Genomic DNA, 21,872 nt, shown 5'->3' on the forward strand with positions numbered 1-21,872 from the left:
TGATGAGGTTTTAACAATGGCTGAACGTCTGAATAACGACTTCCAGTTCATCGATGTCGGGCGCAAGGATCCGAAGAAGAAACTGTTGCGTCAACGCAAGAAAGAGTTCGTCGAGATCTACGAACCGTTCAAACCCCAGCAGTCGGCCGACCAGGCCCACCGCTGCCTGGGTTGCGGCAACCCGTATTGCGAGTGGAAGTGCCCGGTGCACAACTTCATTCCCAACTGGCTGAAGCTGGTGGCCGAGGGCAACATCCTCCAGGCCGCCGAGCTGTCGCACCAGACCAACACCCTGCCGGAAGTCTGCGGCCGGGTGTGCCCGCAGGATCGGCTGTGCGAGGGTGCCTGCACCCTCAACGACGGTTTCGGTGCGGTGACCATCGGTTCGGTCGAGAAGTACATCACCGACACCGCATTCGCCATGGGCTGGCGCCCGGACATGTCCAAGGTCAAACCGACCGGCAAACGTGTCGCGATCATCGGTGCGGGCCCGGCGGGTCTGGGCTGTGCCGACGTGCTGGTACGTGGCGGCGTGACCCCGGTGGTGTTCGACAAGAACCCGGAAATCGGCGGTCTGCTGACCTTCGGCATTCCCGAGTTCAAGCTTGAGAAGACCGTGCTGAGCAATCGTCGCGAAGTCTTCACCGGCATGGGCATTGAGTTCCGCCTCAACACTGAGGTCGGCAAGGACGTGACCATGGAGCAACTGCTCGCCGAATACGATGCGGTATTCATGGGCATGGGCACCTACACCTACATGAAGGGCGGTTTTGCCGGTGAGGACCTGCCGGGCGTCTACGACGCGCTGGACTTCCTGATTGCCAACGTCAACCGCAACCTGGGCTTTGAAAAGTCGCCGGAAGATTTCGTCGACATGAAAGGCAAGAAGGTCGTGGTACTCGGTGGTGGCGACACGGCGATGGACTGCAACCGCACCTCGATCCGTCAGGGCGCCAAGTCGGTGACCTGTGCTTATCGTCGTGACGAAGCGAACATGCCCGGCTCGCGCAAAGAGGTGAAGAACGCCAAGGAAGAAGGCGTGAAATTCCTCTACAACCGCCAGCCGATCGCCATCGTTGGCGAAGACAAGGTTGAAGGCGTGAAAGTGGTCGAGACCCGTCTCGGCGAACCGGACGCCCGTGGCCGCCGCAGCCCCGAGCCGATCCCGGGCTCCGAAGAGATCATCCCGGCCGACGCCGTGGTCATCGCGTTCGGTTTCCGCCCGAGCCCGGCACCGTGGTTCGAACAGTTCGAAATCCAGACCGACAGCCAGGGCCGCGTCGTCGCGCCTGAGCACGGTCAGTACAAGCACCAGACCAGCAACCCGAAAATCTTCGCCGGTGGCGACATGGTGCGCGGTTCCGACCTGGTGGTAACGGCAATCTTCGAAGGCCGCAATGCCGCCGAAGGGATCCTCGATTACTTGGGCGTCTGATTACATTTCAGCCTGAAATGCGATCAGAAATGTGGGAGCGGGCTTGCTCGCGAAGGCTTTGTATCAGTCACCCGATGTATTGACTGACGCACCGCTTTCGCGAGCAAGCCCGCTCCCACACTGGTTTCTGTGCGCTCAATACAGCGCAATAAATTGACCCGATAGACAAAAGGCTGACCTGCATCCGTGCCTTTTGCGTCGCGCTCTGAGAAAATGCCCGCACTTTTTTTCCGGATGCCGACATGACTGCCCTGAAGAACGACCGTTTCCTCCGCGCCCTGCTCAAGCAACCCGTTGACGTCACCCCGGTGTGGATGATGCGCCAGGCCGGCCGCTACCTGCCTGAATACCGCGCCAGCCGTGCCCAGGCCGGTGATTTCATGAGCCTGTGCATGAATCCGGAATTCGCTTGCGAAGTCACAATGCAACCGCTCGACCGCTACCCGCAACTGGACGCGGCGATCCTGTTTTCCGACATCCTCACCATTCCCGATGCCATGGGCCAGGGCCTGTACTTCGAGACCGGTGAAGGCCCGCGCTTCAAGAAAGTCGTCAGCACCCTGGCCGACATCGAAGCGTTGCCGATCCCTGATCCGCACAAAGACCTCGGCTACGTGATGGACGCGGTCAGCACCATCCGCCGCGAGCTGAATGGTCGTGTGCCGCTGATCGGCTTCTCCGGCAGCCCGTGGACCCTCGCCACCTACATGGTTGAAGGCGGTTCGTCGAAGGACTTCCGCAAGACCAAGGCGATGCTATACGACAACCCGCAAGCCATGCACTTGCTGCTGGACAAGCTGGCACAGTCGGTGACCTCGTACCTCAACGGCCAGATCCAGGCCGGCGCGCAAGCGGTGCAGATCTTCGATACCTGGGGCGGCAACCTGTCGGCGGCGGCGTACCAGGAGTTCTCCCTGGCCTACATGAAGAAAATCGTCAGCGGCCTGATCCGCGAGCACGACGGTCGCAAGGTGCCGGTGATCCTCTTCACCAAGAACGGCGGCCTGTGGCTGGAAAGCATCGCCGACGCTGGCGCCGACGCACTGGGCCTGGACTGGACCTGCGACATCGGCAACGCCCGCGCCCGTGTCGGCGACAAGGTCGCGCTGCAAGGCAACATGGACCCGACCGTGCTCTACGCCAAACCGGAAGCGATCCGCACTGAAGTCGGTCGTATTCTGGCCAGCTATGGCAAAGGCAGTGGCCACGTGTTCAACCTCGGCCACGGCATCACCCCTGAGGTCGATCCGGAGCATGCCGGTGCGTTCCTGCGTGCGGTGCACGAGTTGTCGGCGCAGTATCACGAGTAAGACGTTGACACGACCGCCCGAATGCAATGTTCGGGCGGTAATTGATTTTTTTATGTTTAAGTTGAAAGTGCAATAAACCTTGCTCGTAAAGATTGTTTACTTTGTGCAGTTTCTGTTAATGGTTTTCTCGTTGACGCTGATAATTCAGAGCCTTGTAATGGCGCCACTTGTTTATCAGGATGGTTGCAATGAAAAGGGTTGGATATTCGCGTCTCCAGATTGCTTTGCACTGGATATCTGCGGCAGTAATTTTATGGGCTCTATTGTCTGGCTTCTATGTGTCAGTCATTAAAGTTGCACCGGAAACAAAATTGATAGTCGGATTTATAAATGTTTCGGTGACGGCTTTATTTATTCCGGTATTTATACTGAGATTGTATATTTCTGTCAGAGGCTCTCATACCTCTCGCGAGGTGGCCAGGCCCTTTATGGAGTGCCTGGCGAGCTGGATGCATAAGTCTATTTATCTGATGACGGCGGTTGTCTTGCTCACAGGAATATTAATGATGGATCGACCGATCAATATATTTGATCTGGTTCTTATTCCGGCGCCGCTGAACGATCTACAGTGGATTGATCGGTTCTTCGTCATCCATGTTTGGGCGTGCGTGATGTTACTGGTTCAAGTAGCGCTACACATCGCAGCCGTTATCAAACACGAAATGTGTGGGCGCCGAATCCTGAAAAAAATGGTGTTCTGACTCAAGCGGGAGCGCTGCCACCGAGGGGCGGCAACTTCGCCAGTTTCAACGCCACCAACAGCGCGATCATCAACAGGGCGCCAATAAACAGGCCGATGCCATTCCACCCGCCGAGATGCCAGAACACCCCGCCAGCCGTGCCGGCAATACTCGACCCGGCGTAATAACTGAATAGGTACAACGACGACGCCTGGCCCTTGGCCTTGGTCGCACGCCGGCCGATCCAGCTGCTCGCCACCGAGTGCGCGCCGAAGAAGCCGAAGGTGAAGATCAGCATGCCGACGATCACCAGCAACAGCGGCGTGAACATAGTCAGTGCAAGGCCGGCGAACATCAGTGCGATGGTTGCCCACAGCACTTTGCGCCGCCCCAGTTTGTCCGCCAGCGAACCGATTTTCGCCGAACTGTAGATGCCCGACAGGTACACCACCGACAGCAAACCGACGAACACCTGATCGAGGTTGTACGGCGCGGCCAGCAGGCGATAACCGATGTAGTTGAACAGGGTGACGAAGGCGCCCATCAGCACGAACGCTTCAAGAAACAGCAGCGGCAGGCCGGCGTCGCGAAAGTGCATGGTGAAGCCATCAAGCAGGCTGCGTGGATGCAGTGAGCGTGAGCGGAAGTTGCGCGATTCGGGAAGGATCTTCCAGAACACCGCCGCTGCGACCAGCGCCAGACCGCCAATCACCAGCATCGCCGTGTGCCAGCTGACGAAGTCGATCAACACTCCGGTGATCAAGCGTCCGCTCATCCCGCCAATCGCGTTACCGCCGATGTACAGGCCCATCGCCAGACCGATGTGCTGCGGGTGGATTTCCTCACTCAGGTAAGTCATCGCCACGGCCGCCAGGCCGCTCAGTGACAGGCCGATCAGCGCACGCATGATCAGCACGCCGTGCCAGCTCGGCATCATCGAGCTGGCGATGGTGCACAACGCGGCGGCGAACAGTGCCGCGACCATCACCGGTTTGCGTCCGACCCGGTCGGAGATCGGCCCGGTGATCAGCAGACCGAAGGCCAGCATGCCGGTCGCCACCGACAGAATCAGGCTGCTCTGCGCGGCGTTGATCGAATATTCGTGGGACAGCAGCGGCATCATCGGCTGCACGCAGTACAGCAGGGCGAAGGTCGCGAAGCCGCCGCTGAACAGCGCCAGCACCGTGCGCATGAACATCGGTGTACCTTTTTCGATGTAGATCTCCTGCAGCTCGGCGATGACATCGTCCGTCGCGGCAGGCGGAACTTCATGGGCAAGAGGGGCGGCGGCGGTTTTCACATCAGACCTCGGAGGGCACGGCCAGGCAGGCAATGAAAAAATCATATAGCTGGCTAATGTTTCTATCCAATATATTGTTCGACCTGTTTGATAGCTTTAACGACCTAATGGGGTTTCCATGGAATTGCGTCATCTGCGCTACTTCATCGCCGTCGCCGAAGAACTGCATTTCGGCCGCGCCGCACAGGTGCTGGGGATCTCTCAGCCACCACTGAGTCAGCAGATTCAGGCGTTGGAGCAAGAGGTCGGCGCGCGGTTGTTCGAGCGCACCAATCGTCGGGTCGAGCTGAGCGAGGCCGGCCGATTGTTTCTGCAGGAGGCGCGACTGGTGCTGGCGCAGGTCGACAAAGCGGCGGACGTTGCCCGGCGTGCGCAACTCGGCGAACTGGGCGAATTGAAGATTGGCTTCACCTCGTCGGCGCCGTTCAACTCGACCATTCCCCAGGCGATTTTTGCTTTTCGCCAGCGTTTCCCGGCAGTGCATCTGAACCTGCGGGAGATGAGCAGCACCATGGTCGCGGACGCGCTGGTGGATGAGTCGATCGAAGTCGGCATCATGCGTCCGCTGGGTCTACCGGATTCGCTGAGTGTGGTGGAGCTGATGCGTGAGCCGCTGGTGGCGGTGCTCGGCTCCAAACATCCGTTGGCGCAAGGCAGCGAGGAAGGGCTGTTCCTCTCGGCGCTGGCGCTGGAGCCGTTCGTGTTCTTTCCGCGCAGCTACGGCAGCGGGCTGTATGCGCAACTGCTCAGTCTGGCCCGCGATGCCGGATTCAGTCCGCACTTCGCCCAGGAGGCCGGTGAGGCGATGACCATCATCGGACTGGTCGCAGCGGGGCTGGGGGTTTCGGTGTTGCCGGCGTCGTATCAGCGGATGCGCATTGACGGTGTGGTCTATCGACCACTGCTCGATCCGGAGGCGGTGTCGGCGGTGTGGCTGGTGCAGCGCAAGGATCAGAAATCGCCGATGGCCAAGGCGTTCGTCGAGCTGCTGACGCGCAAGGTTGAGCCTTCAAGTGGGTGATGGCTACCGGCCTCTTCGCGAGCAAGCCCGCTCCCACAACTGGAATGCAGTCCCCTGTGGGAGCGGGCTTGCTCGCGAAGACGCCCGCCCAAACACCACATTTCTCAGGGCAACCGCACCAGATCCCCCTTCAACGCCACCCGCGTCACAAACACCCCGGCCCGGCACTCATAAGTATTCAAATCCTTGCGCACATGCTGGTCGTAATAACTGACGATATTGACCACCGCATTCGCCCCGACCCGTTTGGCGTCGGCCTGCAACTTGATCAGGTTCGACTGCAGCACCCACTCGCAGGAATCGTGATCACTCTTGTTGAAGCCGTTGGTGCGCAAATCACTGACCACATCCCGGCGTAACAACTGCTGCGTGCCCTGCGGCCCATTGCCGATCAGATAGAACTTCACACTGCCATCCAGCCGCCCGGCGCGAATCGCATCCGAGAGCACGGTTTCGAACGGCATGTACATCAGGTTGGTGGCGTGGCTGGCGCTGGGCAATAACCCGAGGAGCGTGGCGGCGATCAGGGCTTTCACTTGCATGGTCATCTCCTTGACGGTGAAAGAGAACCGCGAGTGCTCGAACAATGGGCTCGCCGTTCTGGCTGGCGATGGTTGAGACCCGCAGGACGAGTGTAGTTGTCGTTCAGGTGATGAGAGGAGTCAGCCCTTTACATTTCTGGTAACGGAACTGCTTTAGGGAAAGTTGCGGTAAATGCGCAAAATCAGTTCTTTTTAGTGAGTGCCATGGATGCCACTTCTCTATCAGCCCAAGGAGGGCAGTGTTCTGATCTGTGATTTCAGAGGTTTTTAAGTACCGGAGATGGTCAAAATCAGGCCCGTGGTGGTGATACGCAAGCACCGATCCAACAGTTTGTTGGTGACTGTGGTGCCATTGAGTACAACTGCGCCGGATTGTGTGCTGGAGCATCATCTGGAGCTCGCCAGCCATCTTCAAGGTGCCAGTTCAACCTGCTGGGCAAAATGCGACATGGTAGCGACGGTCAGTCTTGCGCGACTGGACAGGATCAGAAGTAAAGACCGTCACGGAAAGCGTGTTTACTTGATTTCACATCTTGCAACAGACGAGTTTTACGCCATCAAGACTGCGGTTAGAAAGGCCTTGGGCGTGTAGTAGCCGTTGAGAGGGTGCATCGAAGCCAATTGCCATCCATTGCTGGTAATGACATTTCAGGCAATACTGCCGGCGTTCCCGAAAGGGGCTTGTGAGACTCTGAGGATCCTGGGCAACCAGCCATCACAGAGCCAGACAGGTGGAAGGGCGATGACAAGCCAACCTGTTTGTGAAAGGGCGCCGCAAGGCGCCCTTTGTCGTTTCTACTGTCAATCAATCGACGTGGGCCAAATCCCCACGCAACGCCACGCTCGACACCACCAGGCCGGCGCGGCACTGGAATTTCTCGGTGTCTTTGTACAGGTCGCGCTGGTCGACGCTGGCGATGTTGATCACGGCGTTGGCGTCGGCTTTTTTCGCGGCGTTCTGCAGGGTGGCGAGGGCCGACTGCAGGGCCCAGAAGCAGGCGTCGGTGTCGGATTTGTTCGAACCATTGGTTTTGCGGCTGCTGCTCACGGTGTCGAGTTTGCGCACCTGTTTAGGCAGGGTTTCGCCGGCCAGGTAGAACTTCACACTGCCGTCGAGCAGGCCGGCGTCGGTGGCGCGTTTGACGCCCTCGCGAAAGCTCAGGTAGGTCGGTTCGTCGGCGCCTTGCTTGACGATGCCCAGGTCGTTGACGAACTCGATGTCCGGGTTGATCGACAGTTCCTTGAGCACATTGTCGCGCAGGCGGTTGACCCAGCGGTTGTAGTTGCCGTGGATCTTGCCGTCCTTGGCGTCGAGGCCGTAGCTGCTGCGGTAGTCGATTTCAAACGAGGTCGGGCTGAACGGGATGTCGACTTCGGCGTGGTGACGGCCGCGTACGGTAATCGCCGCTTTGATCATGCCCGGGCGCACCGACTGCACCACCCACTGGCGATCATTGAGCGCGGTGACGATGGCGCGGCTCATCTGTTGCTGGGTGAAGCCGAGGTTGGGCGAGAACTCTTCCTTGGCGTTGTAAACCGGTTTGCTGGTGCAACCGCCGAGCACAAAGGCCAGGGCCAGCAGGGCGGCGATGCGGTGAAACTGAGTCATTCCCTTCACTCCAAACGTGTTGCGGTCAGTGCCAGCGGCGGAAAATCAACGAGGTGTTGACGCCACCAAAAGCGAAATTGTTGTTCATCACGTACTCGTGATGCATCTGGCGGAATTCGCCGCGCAGGTAATCGAGCTTGCCGCAGTGCGGGTCGACCTCGTCGAGGTTGAGCGTGTGCACATACAGGTCGCGATTCATCATCTCGATGCTGAACCATGACTCCAGCGCCCCGCAGGCCCCCAGCGTGTGGCCGAGGAAACTCTTCTGCGAGCTGATCGGCATGTGTTCGCCGAACAGACTGCTGGTCGCCAGTGTTTCGGCAATGTCGCCCTGTTCTGTAGCGGTGCCGTGACCATTGACGTAACCGATGGCATCCGGCGACAGCCCGGCGTCTTCCAGCGCCAGTTCCATGGCGCGGCGCATGGTGATCTGCTCGGGGCGAGTGGTGTGCTGACCATCGGCGTTGCTGCCGAAACCGACGATCTCGGCGTGGATCCGCGCCCCGCGCGCCAGCGCATGCTCCAGCTCTTCAAGCACCAGCATGCCGCCACCTTCGCCGATCACCAGACCGTCGCGGCCCTTGTCGTACGGACGTGGGCTGGTCTGTGGCGCGTCGTTTTTCAGGCTGGTGGCGTACAGCGCGTCGAAGACCATGGCTTCGGTCGGGCACAGCTCTTCGGCACCGCCGGCGAGCATCAGTGGCAGCCGTCCGAACTTGATCGCTTCATACGCGTAGCCGATGCCCTGACTGCCGCTGGTGCAGGCGCTGGACGTCGGGATCAGGCGCCCGGTGAGGCCGAAGAAGATGCTGATGTTGGCCGCGGTGGTGTGCGGCATCATCCGCACGTAGGAGTTGGCGTTGAGGCCTTCGGCCACCGAGTTGAGCAGCATGTTGCCGAACGCCTTGATCTCGTCGGTGCTGCCGGTGGATGAGCCGCAGGCCACACCCATGCGTCCGTCCTTGATCGATTCGTCACCGAGCAGGCCGGCGTCAGCCAGCGCCTGTTCCGCCGCACCCACCGCCAGCCGTGACACCCGGCCCATGCTGCGCAGTTGCTTGCGGGTCCAGTGCGGCGGTACGACAAAATCATCGATCGGCCCGGCCAGGCGGGTGTTGAGTTCGCTGAAGCGGTCCCACTCGTCCATGCGGCGGATGCCGCTGCGGTTGGCCGCGAAGTTGCCGGCGATGGTCTGCCAGTCGCTGCCCAGCGAGGTGATGCCGGCCATGCCGGTGACGACAACGCGCTTCATCAGCACAAGCCTCCGTTGACCGCCAAGACCTGGCGGGTGATGTACGAGGCTTCCGCCGACATCAGGAAATTCACCGCAGCAGCGACCTCTTCCGGGGTGCCCATGCGTTGTGCGGGGATCATTTTCATCAGCTCTTCCACCGGCACGTTTTCGTCGAGCATCGCCGTGTCGATCAGGCCCGGCGCGACGCAGTTAACCGTGATTTTGCGCTTGCCCAGTTCAATCGCCAACGCTTTCGCCGCACCGATCACCCCGGCCTTGGAGGCGCTGTAGTTGACCTGGCCACGGTTGCCGATCAAACCCGACACCGAAGTGATGCAGACGATCCGACCGGCGGCGCGGCGGCGGATCATCGGCATCATCACCGGGTGCAGGACGTTGTAGAAACCGTCGAGATTGGTGCGCAGCACCACGTCCCAATCGTCATCGCTCAGCGCCGGAAACGCGCCATCGCGGGTCAGGCCGGCGTTGAGCACCACGCCGTAATAGGCACCGTGGGTTTCGACGTCGGCTTCGAGAATGGTTTTGCAGGTTTCGCGGTCGGCGACGTCGAATTGCAGGATGCGCGCGTTGCGGCCCAGCGCTTCGACTTCGGCCTTCACCGCTTGGGCTTCAGCCACGCCGCTGCGGCAATGCAGGACGATGTCGTGCCCGGCCTGCGCCAGACGCAAGGCAATGGCGCGGCCGATGCCACGGCTGGAGCCGGTGACCAGTACGGATTCAGTCATCGTTCGACTCTCTGTTTTGTTCAAGGTATTGGCTGGGCTGCGGCGGGCGGAACACGTTCAAGCGGGCGCTGGCCTCGATGCCGGGGGCGTTGATGTGGCATTCGAAAACACCCATGCCGTTGTCGTCTTCCAGCGAACGGATGCCGTGGATGGTCAGTTCGCTGCCGGCCGGAAACGCCTCGACGTTGCACTCGAATTTGCGCGTGCCGAGGAGGAAGCCCAGCTCCACCGGGTTGCCCTTCTGCCGTGCATGGCAACCGGCGAACGCGGCGACGCTCTGCGCCATCAACTCGATGCCGACCCACGCCGGCAGGCTGCCGTCGGGCAGGTTGAACAAGCCATCGGGCTTGACCGTGAGGCGGGTGCGGATCTGCTCCTCGTCGAAGCTGAGGATGCGGTCGAGCAGAATCATGTCGCCAGCGTGGGGCAGCAGTTCGGCGAGCGGCCAGTCGTTCATGGGGCGTCTCCGATAATCAGGCTGACGTTGTTGCCGCCGAAGGCAAACGAGTTGCTCATCAGGTAGCGGGGTGCAATGGACGACAGGCGTTCGCTCGCGGTCACCCACTTCAGCGCCGGCAAGTCGAGGTCGGGCTGGGCGTCCCAGACGTGTGGCGGCAGGGCGTGCTGCGGGTTGTCGGCGCTCAGGCTCAGCCAGCAGAACGCCGCTTCGAGGGCGCCGGCAGCGCCGAGGGTGTGGCCGGTCATCGGCTTGGTCGACGAGCAGGCCACGCCGTCGGGGAACAGCGTGGCGACCGCCAGACTTTCCATCGCATCGTTGTGCTGGGTCGCGGTGCCGTGCAGGTTCAGGTAGCTGATTTGCGCCGCTTTCAGCTGTGCGCGGCTCAAGGCTTTCTGCATCGCTTGCAGGGCGCCGCGGCCGCTCGGTTCCGGCGCGGAAATATGGTGCGCGTCGGAGCTGGCGCCGCTGCCGAGCAGGGCAATGGCCGGGCCGTCGCTGCGCTGCTTGCTCATAAGGAACAGCACCGCCGCTTCGCCGATGTTGATGCCGTTGCGGTTGGCCGAGAACGGATTGCAGCGCTCGTCGGACACCGCTTCCAGCGCGCTGAAACCGTTGAGCGTGAGTTTGCACAGGCTGTCGACCCCGCCGCAGAGCACCGCGTCGCACAGGCCCAGATCGAGCAGGCGCTGCGCGCTCATCAACGCCCGCGCACTGGACGTACAGGCGGTGGAAATCACGTAGGTCGGGCCGCTGAGTTGCAGCCAGTCGGCGAGAAAATTCGCCGGGGCGCCGAGTTCCTGTTGCCGATAGTCGTACTCGGCCGGGAACTGCCGCTCACGAAGGTAGTGCGCCAACCCGCGACTGGCTTCGTCGATCCCCGAGGTGCTGGTGCCGAGCACCACGCCGATGCGCGCGCGACCATAGGTCTGGATCGCCCGGTCGATGTCCTCGCGAATCTGCAGCGCGGCTTCCAGCAGCAGTTGATTGTTGCGGCTGCTCTGATCGGCCAGTTCGGCCGGAATCGCCGCCAGCTCAGCGTGCACCGCCGCCACCGGCAACTCACGCCCGGCCACCCAGCCGGACTCGCGGCGCATGCCCGAGCAGTCACCGGCAAACAGGTTGTGCGCGACCTGGTGCTTGTCGTGGCCCAGCGCGCAGATCACGCCGAGGGCATTGAGGTAGGCAGTCATGGCGTCGGTTCACCGAGGGGAGAAACCCGATAGTGCGGGCCTTGGGGCAGATTCAATTCGAAGCTCAACGGTTGTGCATAACGGATCGCCCAGCGCGGCGCCAGCGTGCGTTGCTCGCCCTGCTGCTGCGCGGCGGGGTAATTGCGCGCCAGTTCGCCGGAGGGGGTCAGGGCGAACAGCAACGCGGCAAACAGCTCCCGGGCCTCCGGATTGGGCGGCAGCAGCCCGTCGGCCTGCCAGCGACCGTCGATCAGTTGCTGACGCGCCTGGGGGATGCCTAGCGGATCCATCATCGACCAGCGGATGCCGGAGTCTTCGCGCTGGATCACCAGCAGCCAGTCCTGACGTTGATTGGCCTGATTACGTTCGATGTGCAATTGCAGCGGTAACGGCAGCGTCGGGTTGCTCGCGGGCAGCGGCGCCTGGTTGGCGCATCCACTTAGCAGGGCCGTTAGCAACAATACCAGCCACACCACAACCCCTGTGGGAGCGGGCTTGCTCGCGAAGGCGTCGGCACATCCGACATCAATGCCAACTGACCCACCGCTTTCGCGAGCAAGCCCGCTCCCACAGGTTAAGTGTTGCATCAGCAAGCCCCTGCCAATGGTTTTCGGGCAACGACATTCACCAACGTTTCCTCACGCTCGCCAAACGGCTTCGGCCGGCGCAACCCGAACCGCTCCAGCAAGCCGAAATCCTTCGAACGACTCCACCACAAATACGGGTACGAGACATTGCGTTCGCCAAACTCGAAACCCTGCTGGCGAATCATCTCCAGGTACTGCGCCGCGCTCTTCTGCACATGCATCGGATGGCGGAACAGCCAGCGAATCACCCAGGTATCAATGTAAGCCTCGGTGGACTCGGCGAACAGCAGATAACCGCCCGGCTTCAGTACGCGGTAGAACTCGGCGAGGGCTTTTTCCTGTTCGACCAGATGATGAAAGGTCTGGTGGCAGAACAGCAGATCGACACTGGCGTCCGCCACGTTGAGCGTCGCGCAGTCACTGCCGATCAGCTCCACGTCGAAGCCCTGACGCGCCGCTTCTTCGGCGCTCAATTCAAGGCTGTGCGGATCGGCATCGACACCGATCAAGCGCTGCGGGGCGAAGGTCTGGCGCAAATGCCGGAACGACTTGCCCTGACCACAACCGGCATCCAGCAACACCGGACTGGCCGGCAGCGACTCGCTGAACAGCCCGCGCAAATCGTTGATCGCCACGCGCAACACGTGGTGCTGCCAGGTGTGACTGCGCAGGAACCAGAAACCGAAGCGGGTTTCCTCGACGTAGCTGTCGCTCAAGTAATTCATGGGGCGTCCTTTGCACAGAGTTCGGAAATCATCTTCAACCGGCGGCGCGCTTCGCTGACGAACGGGTTGCGTTCATCCCAGGCGTAGCCGGCGAGGATCGAGCAGATCATTCGGCGAATGTCCGCCTGACTGTCTTGATAAAAAATCACGTCCTGAAAGGTGCCGGCATACCAGCCTTCGACGTAGCAGCGGAAGGTGTCGACCCCACGTTTGAGCGGTTCGGCGAACTCGCGCTGCCAATCGACGGTTTCGCCCTGCAACTGCCGGTGCAGGACGGCGGCGGCCATGCTCGCCGAACGCATGGCGATGGTCACGCCGGAGGAGAACACCGGGTCGAGAAACTCCGCGGCGTTGCCGAGCAGGGCGAAGCCGGGGCCATGCAGGGTTTTCACATTCGCCGCATAACCACCGAGGGTGCGCGCCGGGGTGTCCCACACCGCGTTGTTCAGCACGCCGGCGAGGCTTGGGGTTTCGGCGATGAAGCCGCGCAGGCAGGCGTCCAGATCGCTGTCGCGACCCTTGAAGTGTTCGGCGGCAGCCACCACGCCCACCGAGCAGCGCCCGTTGCTGAACGGGATCGTCCAGAACCAGATGTCGCGGTGCTCCGGGTGGGTGGTGACGAGGATCTTCTCGCGGTCGAAGGCCGGGTTGTCGATGTGATCTTCAACGTGGGTGAACACCGCCTGGCGCACCGGGAAATTCGATGGCGCTTCCAGCTCGAGCAAACGCGACAGCACGCGCCCGTAGCCGCTGGCGTCGAGTACGAAATCCGCTTCGACGCGGTACTCGCTGCCGTCCTCGCGCAGCACGTCGAGCTGCGGTCTGGCGCGGTCGAAATCAACGCGGACGATGGCGTCGCCGTAGCGGATTTCGGCACCCTGCAATTCAGCCTGATCGGCCAGCAGCTTGTCGAAATCGGCGCGCTGCACCTGGAATGTGGTCGGCTTGCCTGCGCTGAAGGTGTCGCCGAAATCGAAGGCGCTGTAGCGCTCGCCCCAGGCGAACGCAGCACCGGTCTTGCGCTGGAAGCCGGCGGCGTTGACGGCGTCGAGCATGCCGGCTTCTTCGACGAAGTCCAGGCAATGGCTGAGCAGGCTTTCACCAATGGAAAACCTCGGGAAGTGCTGGCGCTCGAGCACCAGCACATCGTGGCCCTTGCGCGTGAGTAGCGCAGCGGCGATGGCGCCGGACGGGCCGGCACCAATGATCACTACCTGACGACGTTGCATTTCAACGGTTGGCACGTGAACTCCCGGGCGCAGTGGCGGTGGTTTTCAGGGGCGCGCGGTGCAGGCCGATCAGGGCCGGCAACAGCGTCGCGATCAGGCCCATCAGCATCAGCGCGAAGTACAGCGCCGGGCTTATGAGCTGTTGTTGCAGCAGCAGGTTGAGAAAGACGATTTCACTCAGCCCGCGAATGTTCAGCAGCACGCTTTCACGCCAGCGGCTGGCGACTTCGAACGACGCACCGGCCCAGCCCAGCCCGAGCCAATTGCCGAGCAGTTTACTGGCAATCGGCAACAGCAGCAGCGCCGCCCATTGCACCGCGCCGAGGCTGGCAAGGGCGCTGTGCACGTCAATCTGCACGATACCGAAGGTGAGGATCAGCGGGATCGCGATCCATGTCTGCAAACGGCTCATCCACCGCGCCGGCAATGGCAGCACCAGCGGCACTTTCAGCAAGGCCATGCACAGCAGATAACCGATGCCGAAAATCAGCGCGTTGAGTTTGTAGTGCTCGGCCAGCACCAGCAGCGCAAAGAAGCCGAGGCTGTAGGTCAGCGGCCGACGCACGCGCAACAGATGCAACAGCAGCGGCACGCAGGCCAGTCCCAGCGGCAGCAACAGACTGCTCAGATGCAGACTGCCCTGAGCGACACCGAACAGCGTCCAGCAGGTCAGGTCGATGAGGATGGCGGTCTGCACCAGACGCCGGGTGGCGGCGGGCGGGTAGTCGATGTGACGCAAATACAGATACAGCACCGGGATCGCCGTGATCGCGAACACCAGACCGATCGCCAGCGAGTTCAGCCACGGTTGCGCTGGCAGCAACCAAGCGGCGGCCGCCAGACCGGAGGCAAATGGCACGGCAAAACTCGGCACGGCGATTTTCACGCTCTGGCGGTCCAGTCGCAGGTCGATCACATCACTGAGAATGTGCCCGAGCAACAGCGCGAAACTCAGGCTGTAGAGGTCTTTCAGCCACACCGGCGCAATCAGTTCGGCACCGCTGAGCTGCCAGCCCGGTTCGATCCAGAAATACATCAGCAGCGGCAAACCGAAGCTGGCCAGCAGCAACTGGCTGACGATCGGGATCAGGCCGAAATGCCGACCGATACGGGTCGCCACAGCGAACAGCGCCAGGGCCATCAGCCAGAAACCGACGACCATCACGCTGCCGGCTCCACGACGGCGGCGCGGTGGACGTGACGTCCGGCCCACGGCGCCAGAATGAAACTGAACGCCAGCCCCAGGCTTACCGCCAGGCCGAAGTTGCTCACCGCCGGCGTGCTCGACACCGCCAGCAGACCGAACGACAACCAGGTCGTCAGCGCCGCCAGCAAGGTGCCCAGCAAGCTGACAGCCGCACCGCCGACCTGCTCACGCATGAGGATCGCGTAATCGACGCTGATCGCCGTTACCAACAGCAGGCCGAACAGGCTGAACAGGGTCAGCGGCTGACCGAGCCAACCGAGGCTGGCCAGGCTGCACAGCGCCGCCAGCAGCGGCAGGGCGACGATGCGCAAGGCGCCGCCGAAGCCGAACGGCACGATCAGCACCAGCACGATCAACACGCAGGAGGCGAGTTTCAGTTCGGCGGCGCTGATCTGGGTCGCGGCGAATACGTTGTTCAATTCGCCGAGACGATCCACCAGCATCACCCCCGGCAAGTCCAGCGCCTGCACCCGCAGCAGTGACGGATTGTTCAGGCCTTGCAGGCTGGTCATCGCCGCCACGCCGTCAGCGGTCGGGCCGAGCCACAGCGTACGGTAAGGCTCGCCTAACGGCCCGGCCAGTGCCGCGTCGATGTCTTCGGCAGGCAGGTTCTGCAACTGCTGCAACTCGGTTTGCAACGCCGCGAGCGGTACGCCGAGCTCGAGCAGTGGCTGCCAGTATTGCGGCAGTTTGCTCAGCGCTTCGCGAACCTGCTGTTGCTGGCTCGGCGGACTGAGCAGTTGATCGAGGGCCAGATAGCCTTGCAGTTTGTCGAGGTTGACCAGTTGCTGCAGACGCTCGCTCAACGCGGCCTGACGCTCCAGCAGTTGCTGCTGATTGGCGCCGCGCACGAGGAAGAACTGGCTGGTCGGCTGATAGCCGGTGATGCGTGCGATGGTCTGCGCTTCATCGGTCAGGCGTTGTGGCGCACCGACCCACTGGCGGATGTCATTCTTGCTTTGCAGCTGCACCAGACCGCCAGCGCAGAACGCGATCAACAGCGCCAGCAGCACCGGGGTGCGCACGTGTTCGAGCAGGGTTTCGCGCAGTTGCACCAAGCGCTCGGCCAGGCGCAGCGGCCATTGCGCCGGTTGCAGCTCAACGTTGTTCAGCAGGGCCGGCAGCAGGCACACCGCCGACAGATAGGCACCGAGCAATCCTGCGGCAGAGAACACCGCGATTTGTGTCAGCGCCGGGAAGGGCGTCCAGGCCAGCGCCAGATAACCGATGGCGCTGGTGATCAGGCTCAGCGTCAGCCCGGAGAGTGTCAGGCGCAGCGCCGGCCAGCTGCGCCACGGCTTGAGGCTCCAGCTTTTCGACAGATAGTGCAGCGGGTAATCCACCGCCACGCCGATCAGGCTGGAGCCGAGTACCAGGGTCATCACGTGCATGTGGCCGAACAGCGCGACGCAGGCCACCGCACCGAACAGCATGCCCACCAGCACCGGCACGAACGCCAGCAGCACCCGCCAGCGGCGAAACGCCAACAGCAGCAACAGCAGAATGCCGAGAGTGGCGCCGCCGCCGACCCAGGTCATTTCGCGGGTGGCTTGCTGCTGACCGTTGGCGGCGTACAGCAGACCGCTGGCAGCCAACAGTTGTACGTCAGATTTCGCCGCCTGCTCGCGACTGTGCTGCAGCAGATCAGCGACTTTCAGCGGCAGGTTCATGTCGAAGGCATTGCCGGTGGTGCGCGCGCGCAGCAGCACCCAGCGCTTGCCGTCGGCATCGGCGACCAGTGCGCCGCTGCCGATGTCCAGTTGCACCGCGCCGTGTTTCGGCTGGCTGTTCTGAATGCGTCCGGTCAGGCCCAGCCAGTCGTCCTGGCTCGGCACCAGGGTGAAACCGTTGAACGGGTCGAACAGCGCCTGCACCCGTTGCTGAATGAACGCGTCAGGGTGCTCGCTCAGCAGTTGCCGGTCATCCGCTGAGAGCATCGCCAGTCGCCCTTGCAGCAGTTGCGTGCGCAGCGCCGGCAGATCCGCCTGCAGGTTCCACTGGACCTTTTCGAACAGACCGCTGGCCTGCCATTGCTCGCCCAGAGTCTGAGCCATGGCCACCGCTTGCTGGCGATCGGCGTGGCCGACCAACACCAGCATTTCCCGATTGAGCGGCTCCTGCATGCGCTGTTCGGCGCGCAGTTCGAGGGCGTCAGGGTTGGTCCCGGGCACCAGCTCCATGAGGTTGGCCGACAGCGGCGCACCGTCGCGCCACTGCCACCCGGCCAGCGCGACGACCGCCAGCAGCAGGATCAGAAACAGCCACGGCAGCCTGCGTTCACTCGGCAAAGTCATGTTGCTCCGCTTCGCTCAACGGTTGACCGGAGGTACTGTCCTGCATGCGCAACACGGTGCTGTCGCCCTGGGTTTCCAGCAGTTCGATGGTCTGCACCAGTTCACCGCCGTCGATTTTGATCTGATTGAACACTTGCTTGAGCAGCACCGAGCGCGGGGTCAGGGTGAGTTTCCACTGCTGTGCGTCGCCGCTCAGGGCCAGCTCGAAATCCCGTTGCAAGCCGCTGCTGTCACCTTGCAGCACGGCGAGGAACAAACGGTTCTGTTCGGCCCCGGCGCTCTTGTTCGGCAGCAACTGCCAAGCGTTGCCGTCACGACGGGCGATGCCGTTGGCGGTGATGCGGTAATCCTGTTGCAACGGGGTCTTGAGCAGCCAGAGCAGGCCGTGATTTTTCGCCAGGACAAAGTTGCCTTTGCTGATCAACGGCTGGGGCAGCGCGCGCAGGTGTTTTTCCTGAATGAACTGGCCGTGGATCACTTCCGGTTTCGCCAGTTGTTCGCTGAGCTGTTGCAGGTCGAAGGCGTTGGCCAGCGTCGACACGGCGAGCAGCGCCATCGCGCCAAGGCATTTGCAGAACAGGTTCATCGCAGCATCCTTTCCACCGCTTCGGTGAACACTTTGGGTGAGGCCAGTTGCATCTCGCGGCTGCTGATCTCGACCGCCACCTGCACCGAGCTGGCACGGGTCAGGCGTTCGCCGGTCTGCAGGTCGGTGATCAGATAATTGATCTTCAAGCGGTTCTCCCACTCCACCAGACTGGCGCGCACGTTCAAGCGCTGGCCGAACACCGCGCCGCGCACATAACGCAGTTGCAGGTCGATGATCGGCCACGCGTAACCGGACTCGGACATCTGCGTGTAGTTGTGGCCGATCTGGTCGAGCAGCGCGCAGCGCGCCACTTCCAGGTATTTGACGTAATGCCCGTGCCAGACCACGTGCATGGTGTCGACGTCGAAAAACGGTACGAGGATTTCCGTGTCGGCGTGCAGCACTCCGGCGCTACGCATGCAGCCTCCAGTGTTGCTCGGCGATACGTTGCAGACACAGGCGCAATTCGCCTTCGAGTGCACGGTCTTCGATGACCGGCGGGAAGTCCTTGGCCAGCTCTTCGTGCATGGCGGCCAGCGAAGGTGGCAGCGCGCGTGCGTCTTCATCGCGACCACGCAGCCAGACGCCCTGATTGGCCGCGAGCAACGTGGCGGCGGCGACTTGTTCGGTCAGCTCCAGCACGCGGATCGCGTCACGGGCGGCGATGGTGCCCATGCTCACCTTGTCCTGGTTGTGACACTCGGTGGAGCGTGAGAACACGCTGGCCGGCATGGTGTTTTTCAGCGCTTCGGCGGTCCAGGCGCTGGTGCCGATCTGCACGGCCTTGAAGCCGTGATTGATCATGGCGCGATCCGCCGGGGCGCCGGACAGGTTGCTCGGCAAACCGTGGTTGTAGCGCTCGTCGACCAGCAGCGCGAGCTGCCGGTCGAGCAGGTCGGCGACGTTGGCCACCAGATTTTTCAGGCTGTCCATGGCGAACGCGATGTGCCCGCCGTAGAAGTGCCCGCCGTGCAGCACGCGCTCGGCTTCGGCGTCGATGATCGGGTTGTCGTTGGCGCTGTTGAGTTCGGTCTCGATGAACGCACGCAGCCAGTTCAGGCTGTCGGCCAGCACCCCGAGCACGTGCGGGGCGCAGCGCAGCGAGTAGCGATCCTGCAGGCGATGCAGCGGCGCGGTCGGCGCGTCGATCGCCAGATCCTTGCGCAGCCATGCGGCGACTTGCATCTGCCCCGGATGCGGCTTGGCGGCGAACAGACGCTCGTCGAAGTGTTCCGGATTGCCTTGCAGCGCGACCACGTTGAGCGCGGTGATGCGCGTGGCCAGTTGCAGCAGATAGTCGGCGCGGGCGTAGGCGAGGCAGGCGAGGCCGGTCATCACCGCCGTACCGTTCATCAAGGCCAGCGCTTCTTTCGGGCGCAGCACCAATGGCGTCCAGCCGAGTTCGCGATGCACGTCGGCAGCCTGGCGACGCTCGCCACGGAACAGCACTTCGCGCTCGCCGGACAGAGTGGCGGCAACGTAGGACAGCGGCGTCAGATCGCCGCTGGCGCCTACCGAACCCTCTTCGGGGATCAGCGGCAGGATGTCGTGTTCAAGGAAGGCGTGCAGGCGCTCCAACAGTTCGATGCGAACCCCGGACACGCCGTGGCACAGCGACTGCAAACGCGCCGCCAGCACGGCGCGGGTGGCTTGCGCGTCGAGCAGTTTGCCGAGTCCGCAACCGTGGAAGGTGTAGAGATGACGCGGCAGTGCCTCGACGTGATGCAGCGGCACCGCGACCACGCAGGAATCGCCGTACCCGGTGGTCACGCCGTAGATCACGCCTTCCTTGTCCAGCAGCGAATCGAGGAACCGTGCGCCTTTGGCGATGCGCTCGCGGTAAGCGGCGTCGCTCTGCAACTGCACGGGCGCCTGACGGTTGGCCAGGGCCAGCACGTCTTCGATGCGCAAAGGGCGTTCGCCGAAGGTTACCGGCTCATGGGTTGGCGTCGTCATCGGTCTTCCAGAAAGGGTAAAAGTTGAACCATTGGTGCGGGGCTTCGAGGCAATAGTGACTCAGGCGCTGCGCATAGCGGGTGGCCCACTGATGAATGACCTGCTCGCGCTCGCGGCGTGTCCACGTCACGCTGTCGGCGAACGGCTCGAGGGTCAGGCGATAATGGCCGTCCGGTTGTTTCAGGCACATCAGCAGATTGACCGGACACTTGAGCAAACCGGCCAGCAGCCACGGACCTTGCGGAAACGCTGCCGGGTGGCCGAGAAAATCCACGCTGACGCTGCGCCCGCCGTGCAACGGCACGCGGTCGCCAGCAATCGCCAGCCACTCGCCGCGCTCCAGGCGTTCGTGCAGTTGCAGCATGATCACCGGGTCCAGTTCGCTGACCTGAATCAGGCGCAGATTGGTCGCTCCGGCCTCGCCCAGCAAACGGTTGAATTGCTCGGCGTGCTTGGTGTGCACCAACACGTTCATGGTGACCTTTTCGCCGATCTCGGCCAGCGCCCGGCATACCTCAAGGTTGCCCAAGTGCGCGCCGACCAGCAGTTGCCCGCGACTGCCGCGCAACTGATTGCGCAGCAATGCCGGGTCGATGATTTCGATCTGCTCGATGCGCAGCTTGCCGTTCCACACGTCGAGCTTGTCGAGCAGTGAATCGGCGAACGCCATGAACTGGCGGAACACCCGCCAGTAACTCGGTCGCAATTCGCCGCGGTTGCTCCAGTCGGCCAACCGTTGCTGGTATTGCCAGGCACTGTTGCGCGCGGTACGGCCGAACAGGAAGAAGTACAGGACGATGCCGTACAGCAGCGGACTGAGCAGACGCCGGCCAAGCACCTTGGCGGCGAACGCGGTGAATTTCATCAGCAGGAAGCTGCCGCGTTCTTCGCGGTCGGCCCAGTGCTTCTTGTCGGTCTCGACGCTCATGTGCGCCACCGGCGCCAGAGGATGACGGGCAGGCGCAGCAGCATGCCGAAGAACAACCGGGTATGCATGCTGGAAATCAGCGCGTTGTCATGGAACAGACGGAAGTGCGAGACGCCGTCCAGCGGGTAATGCACGCTGGTCTGCAGCCAGCGCATCGGCTGGTTGCGCCACGCCAGACGCACGAGGATGTCGGAGTCGAAATCCATACGCTTGCCGACCCGCGCCGAGTCGATCACCGCCAGCGTCGGGGCCAGCGGATAGACGCGAAAGCCGCACATCGAATCGCGGATCTGCAACGACAGCGTGTTGATCCAGACCATCACGTGGGTCAGATAACGTGCGTACAAACGGCCCTTGGGCACGCTCTCGTCAAACAGCGGATAACCGCAGATCATCGCGTCCGGGTGGGCGCGGGATTCCTCGACGAAACGGGCGACGTCGTGCAGGTCGTGCTGGCCGTCGGCGTCAACTTGCAGGGCATGGGTGAAGCCCAGACGAGCAGCCTCGCGCAGGCCGGTCATCACCGCGCCGCCCTTGCCCTGATTGAGGGTCAGGCGCACCAGATGCACGCTTTCGCGTTCGGCCAGCGCATCCAGCACTCGCGCGCAGGACGGGGTGCTGGCATCGTCCACCAGAATGCACGGCAGGCCTTGGGCGAGCAGCGCGTCGACCACGGTGCCGATCGCGGTTTCATGGTTGTAGACCGGAATCACGGCGCAAGGGTTATGCATTGACCACATCCCCACTGTGGCGAGGGAGCTTGCTCCCGCTCGAGTGCGCAGCACTCGCTCGCAGTTTTGCGTGAACCGAGTTTGGGGCCGCTTCGCAGC

At 62.4% G+C, this 21,872-nt stretch carries 22 protein-coding genes; 5 read left to right on the forward strand and 17 right to left on the reverse strand.

Annotated elements, in window-relative coordinates:
• The first annotated feature begins 16 nt into the window (after positions 1–16).
• The 3 genes from ACOYXI_RS21525 (at position 17) to ACOYXI_RS21535 (ending at position 3,446) form a co-directional block, all read left to right on the forward strand.
• Positions 17–1,435, forward strand: a complete 1,419-nt coding sequence (locus tag ACOYXI_RS21525) for an FAD-dependent oxidoreductase (RefSeq protein ID WP_134785249.1) — start codon at positions 17–19, stop codon at positions 1,433–1,435.
• A 242-nt stretch (positions 1,436–1,677) separates the two neighbouring features.
• Positions 1,678–2,745 carry a uroporphyrinogen decarboxylase gene (gene hemE / locus ACOYXI_RS21530; protein WP_097087025.1) on the forward strand — a complete coding sequence of 356 codons (1,068 nt, stop codon included), beginning with the start codon at positions 1,678–1,680 and terminating at the stop codon, positions 2,743–2,745.
• Positions 2,746–2,933: 188 nt separating this feature from the next.
• Positions 2,934–3,446, forward strand: coding sequence for a cytochrome b (locus tag ACOYXI_RS21535; protein ID WP_098968473.1), 513 nt, complete (start codon positions 2,934–2,936; stop codon positions 3,444–3,446).
• A gap of 1 nt (position 3,447) precedes the next feature.
• Here ACOYXI_RS21535 and ACOYXI_RS21540 read toward each other — a convergent pair whose 3' ends face one another.
• On the reverse strand, positions 3,448–4,725 hold the full coding sequence (locus tag ACOYXI_RS21540; protein WP_134785250.1) for an MFS transporter: 1,278 nt from the start codon (positions 4,723–4,725) through the stop codon (positions 3,448–3,450).
• A 118-nt stretch (positions 4,726–4,843) separates the two neighbouring features.
• Here ACOYXI_RS21540 and ACOYXI_RS21545 point away from each other — a divergent pair, with 118 nt between their 5' ends.
• A complete protein-coding gene (locus ACOYXI_RS21545) occupies positions 4,844–5,746 on the forward strand; it encodes a LysR family transcriptional regulator (RefSeq protein ID WP_134785251.1) in 903 nt (300 codons plus the stop codon).
• Between the two features lie 104 nt (positions 5,747–5,850).
• Here ACOYXI_RS21545 and ACOYXI_RS21550 read toward each other — a convergent pair whose 3' ends face one another.
• Positions 5,851–6,288, reverse strand: a complete 438-nt coding sequence (locus tag ACOYXI_RS21550) for a hypothetical protein (RefSeq protein ID WP_003220915.1) — start codon at positions 6,286–6,288, stop codon at positions 5,851–5,853.
• Between the two features lie 280 nt (positions 6,289–6,568).
• Between ACOYXI_RS21550 and ACOYXI_RS21555 the strand changes: the two genes are divergently transcribed.
• Entirely contained in the window at positions 6,569–6,880 is a 312-nt protein-coding gene (locus ACOYXI_RS21555; RefSeq protein WP_461675267.1) for a type II toxin-antitoxin system PemK/MazF family toxin, read from the forward strand.
• Positions 6,881–7,093: 213 nt separating this feature from the next.
• On the opposite strand, the gene ACOYXI_RS21560 is transcribed toward ACOYXI_RS21555, so the two are convergent.
• Genes ACOYXI_RS21560 through ACOYXI_RS21630 form a run of 15 tightly spaced genes read right to left on the reverse strand, consistent with a single transcriptional unit; the run spans position 7,094 to position 21,773 of the window.
• Complete coding sequence (locus ACOYXI_RS21560) at positions 7,094–7,897, reverse strand: hypothetical protein (RefSeq protein WP_007967258.1); 804 nt, start codon at positions 7,895–7,897, stop codon at positions 7,094–7,096.
• A 25-nt stretch (positions 7,898–7,922) separates the two neighbouring features.
• On the reverse strand, positions 7,923–9,149 hold the full coding sequence (locus tag ACOYXI_RS21565; RefSeq protein ID WP_210556772.1) for a beta-ketoacyl-ACP synthase: 1,227 nt from the start codon (positions 9,147–9,149) through the stop codon (positions 7,923–7,925).
• Positions 9,149–9,877 (reverse strand): 3-oxoacyl-ACP reductase FabG, encoded by a 729-nt coding sequence (gene fabG / locus ACOYXI_RS21570; RefSeq protein ID WP_027611328.1) that lies wholly within the window; start codon positions 9,875–9,877, stop codon positions 9,149–9,151. The genes ACOYXI_RS21565 and fabG overlap by 1 nt, the downstream gene beginning before the upstream one ends.
• Positions 9,870–10,334 (reverse strand): hotdog family protein, encoded by a 465-nt coding sequence (locus ACOYXI_RS21575; RefSeq protein ID WP_098966833.1) that lies wholly within the window; start codon positions 10,332–10,334, stop codon positions 9,870–9,872. Before ACOYXI_RS21575 ends, fabG begins: the two co-directional genes overlap by 8 nt.
• On the reverse strand, positions 10,331–11,527 hold the full coding sequence (locus ACOYXI_RS21580) for a beta-ketoacyl-[acyl-carrier-protein] synthase family protein (RefSeq protein ID WP_461675268.1): 1,197 nt from the start codon (positions 11,525–11,527) through the stop codon (positions 10,331–10,333). The genes ACOYXI_RS21575 and ACOYXI_RS21580 overlap by 4 nt, the downstream gene beginning before the upstream one ends.
• Positions 11,524–12,114 carry a hypothetical protein gene (locus ACOYXI_RS21585; protein WP_461675269.1) on the reverse strand — a complete coding sequence of 197 codons (591 nt, stop codon included), beginning with the start codon at positions 12,112–12,114 and terminating at the stop codon, positions 11,524–11,526. Before ACOYXI_RS21585 ends, ACOYXI_RS21580 begins: the two co-directional genes overlap by 4 nt.
• Positions 12,114–12,839, reverse strand: coding sequence for a class I SAM-dependent methyltransferase (locus tag ACOYXI_RS21590; protein ID WP_210556764.1), 726 nt, complete (start codon positions 12,837–12,839; stop codon positions 12,114–12,116). The genes ACOYXI_RS21585 and ACOYXI_RS21590 overlap by 1 nt, the downstream gene beginning before the upstream one ends.
• On the reverse strand, positions 12,836–14,083 hold the full coding sequence (locus ACOYXI_RS21595; RefSeq protein WP_098966841.1) for an NAD(P)/FAD-dependent oxidoreductase: 1,248 nt from the start codon (positions 14,081–14,083) through the stop codon (positions 12,836–12,838). The genes ACOYXI_RS21590 and ACOYXI_RS21595 overlap by 4 nt, the downstream gene beginning before the upstream one ends.
• Positions 14,070–15,233: a sodium:proton antiporter gene (locus ACOYXI_RS21600; protein WP_461675270.1), complete on the reverse strand. Its 1,164-nt coding sequence runs from the start codon at positions 15,231–15,233 to the stop codon at positions 14,070–14,072. The genes ACOYXI_RS21595 and ACOYXI_RS21600 overlap by 14 nt, the downstream gene beginning before the upstream one ends.
• The gene (locus ACOYXI_RS21605; RefSeq protein ID WP_461675271.1) at positions 15,230–17,569 is read right to left on the reverse strand and encodes an MMPL family transporter; all 2,340 of its coding nucleotides are present in this window, start codon (positions 17,567–17,569) and stop codon (positions 15,230–15,232) included. The genes ACOYXI_RS21600 and ACOYXI_RS21605 overlap by 4 nt, the downstream gene beginning before the upstream one ends.
• Positions 17,553–18,155: an outer membrane lipoprotein carrier protein LolA gene (locus tag ACOYXI_RS21610; protein WP_461675272.1), complete on the reverse strand. Its 603-nt coding sequence runs from the start codon at positions 18,153–18,155 to the stop codon at positions 17,553–17,555. The genes ACOYXI_RS21605 and ACOYXI_RS21610 overlap by 17 nt, the downstream gene beginning before the upstream one ends.
• Positions 18,152–18,577, reverse strand: a complete 426-nt coding sequence (locus ACOYXI_RS21615; protein ID WP_041074875.1) for an acyl-CoA thioesterase — start codon at positions 18,575–18,577, stop codon at positions 18,152–18,154. Before ACOYXI_RS21615 ends, ACOYXI_RS21610 begins: the two co-directional genes overlap by 4 nt.
• Positions 18,570–20,114 (reverse strand): HAL/PAL/TAL family ammonia-lyase, encoded by a 1,545-nt coding sequence (locus ACOYXI_RS21620; protein ID WP_461675273.1) that lies wholly within the window; start codon positions 20,112–20,114, stop codon positions 18,570–18,572. The genes ACOYXI_RS21615 and ACOYXI_RS21620 overlap by 8 nt, the downstream gene beginning before the upstream one ends.
• The gene (locus tag ACOYXI_RS21625) at positions 20,095–21,042 is read right to left on the reverse strand and encodes an LpxL/LpxP family acyltransferase (protein WP_134785261.1); all 948 of its coding nucleotides are present in this window, start codon (positions 21,040–21,042) and stop codon (positions 20,095–20,097) included. The genes ACOYXI_RS21620 and ACOYXI_RS21625 overlap by 20 nt, the downstream gene beginning before the upstream one ends.
• Positions 21,039–21,773, reverse strand: coding sequence for a glycosyltransferase family 2 protein (locus ACOYXI_RS21630; protein ID WP_461675274.1), 735 nt, complete (start codon positions 21,771–21,773; stop codon positions 21,039–21,041). The genes ACOYXI_RS21625 and ACOYXI_RS21630 overlap by 4 nt, the downstream gene beginning before the upstream one ends.
• Positions 21,774–21,872 lie beyond the last annotated feature (99 nt).

Source organism: Pseudomonas sp. G3-19 (assembly GCF_054855875.1).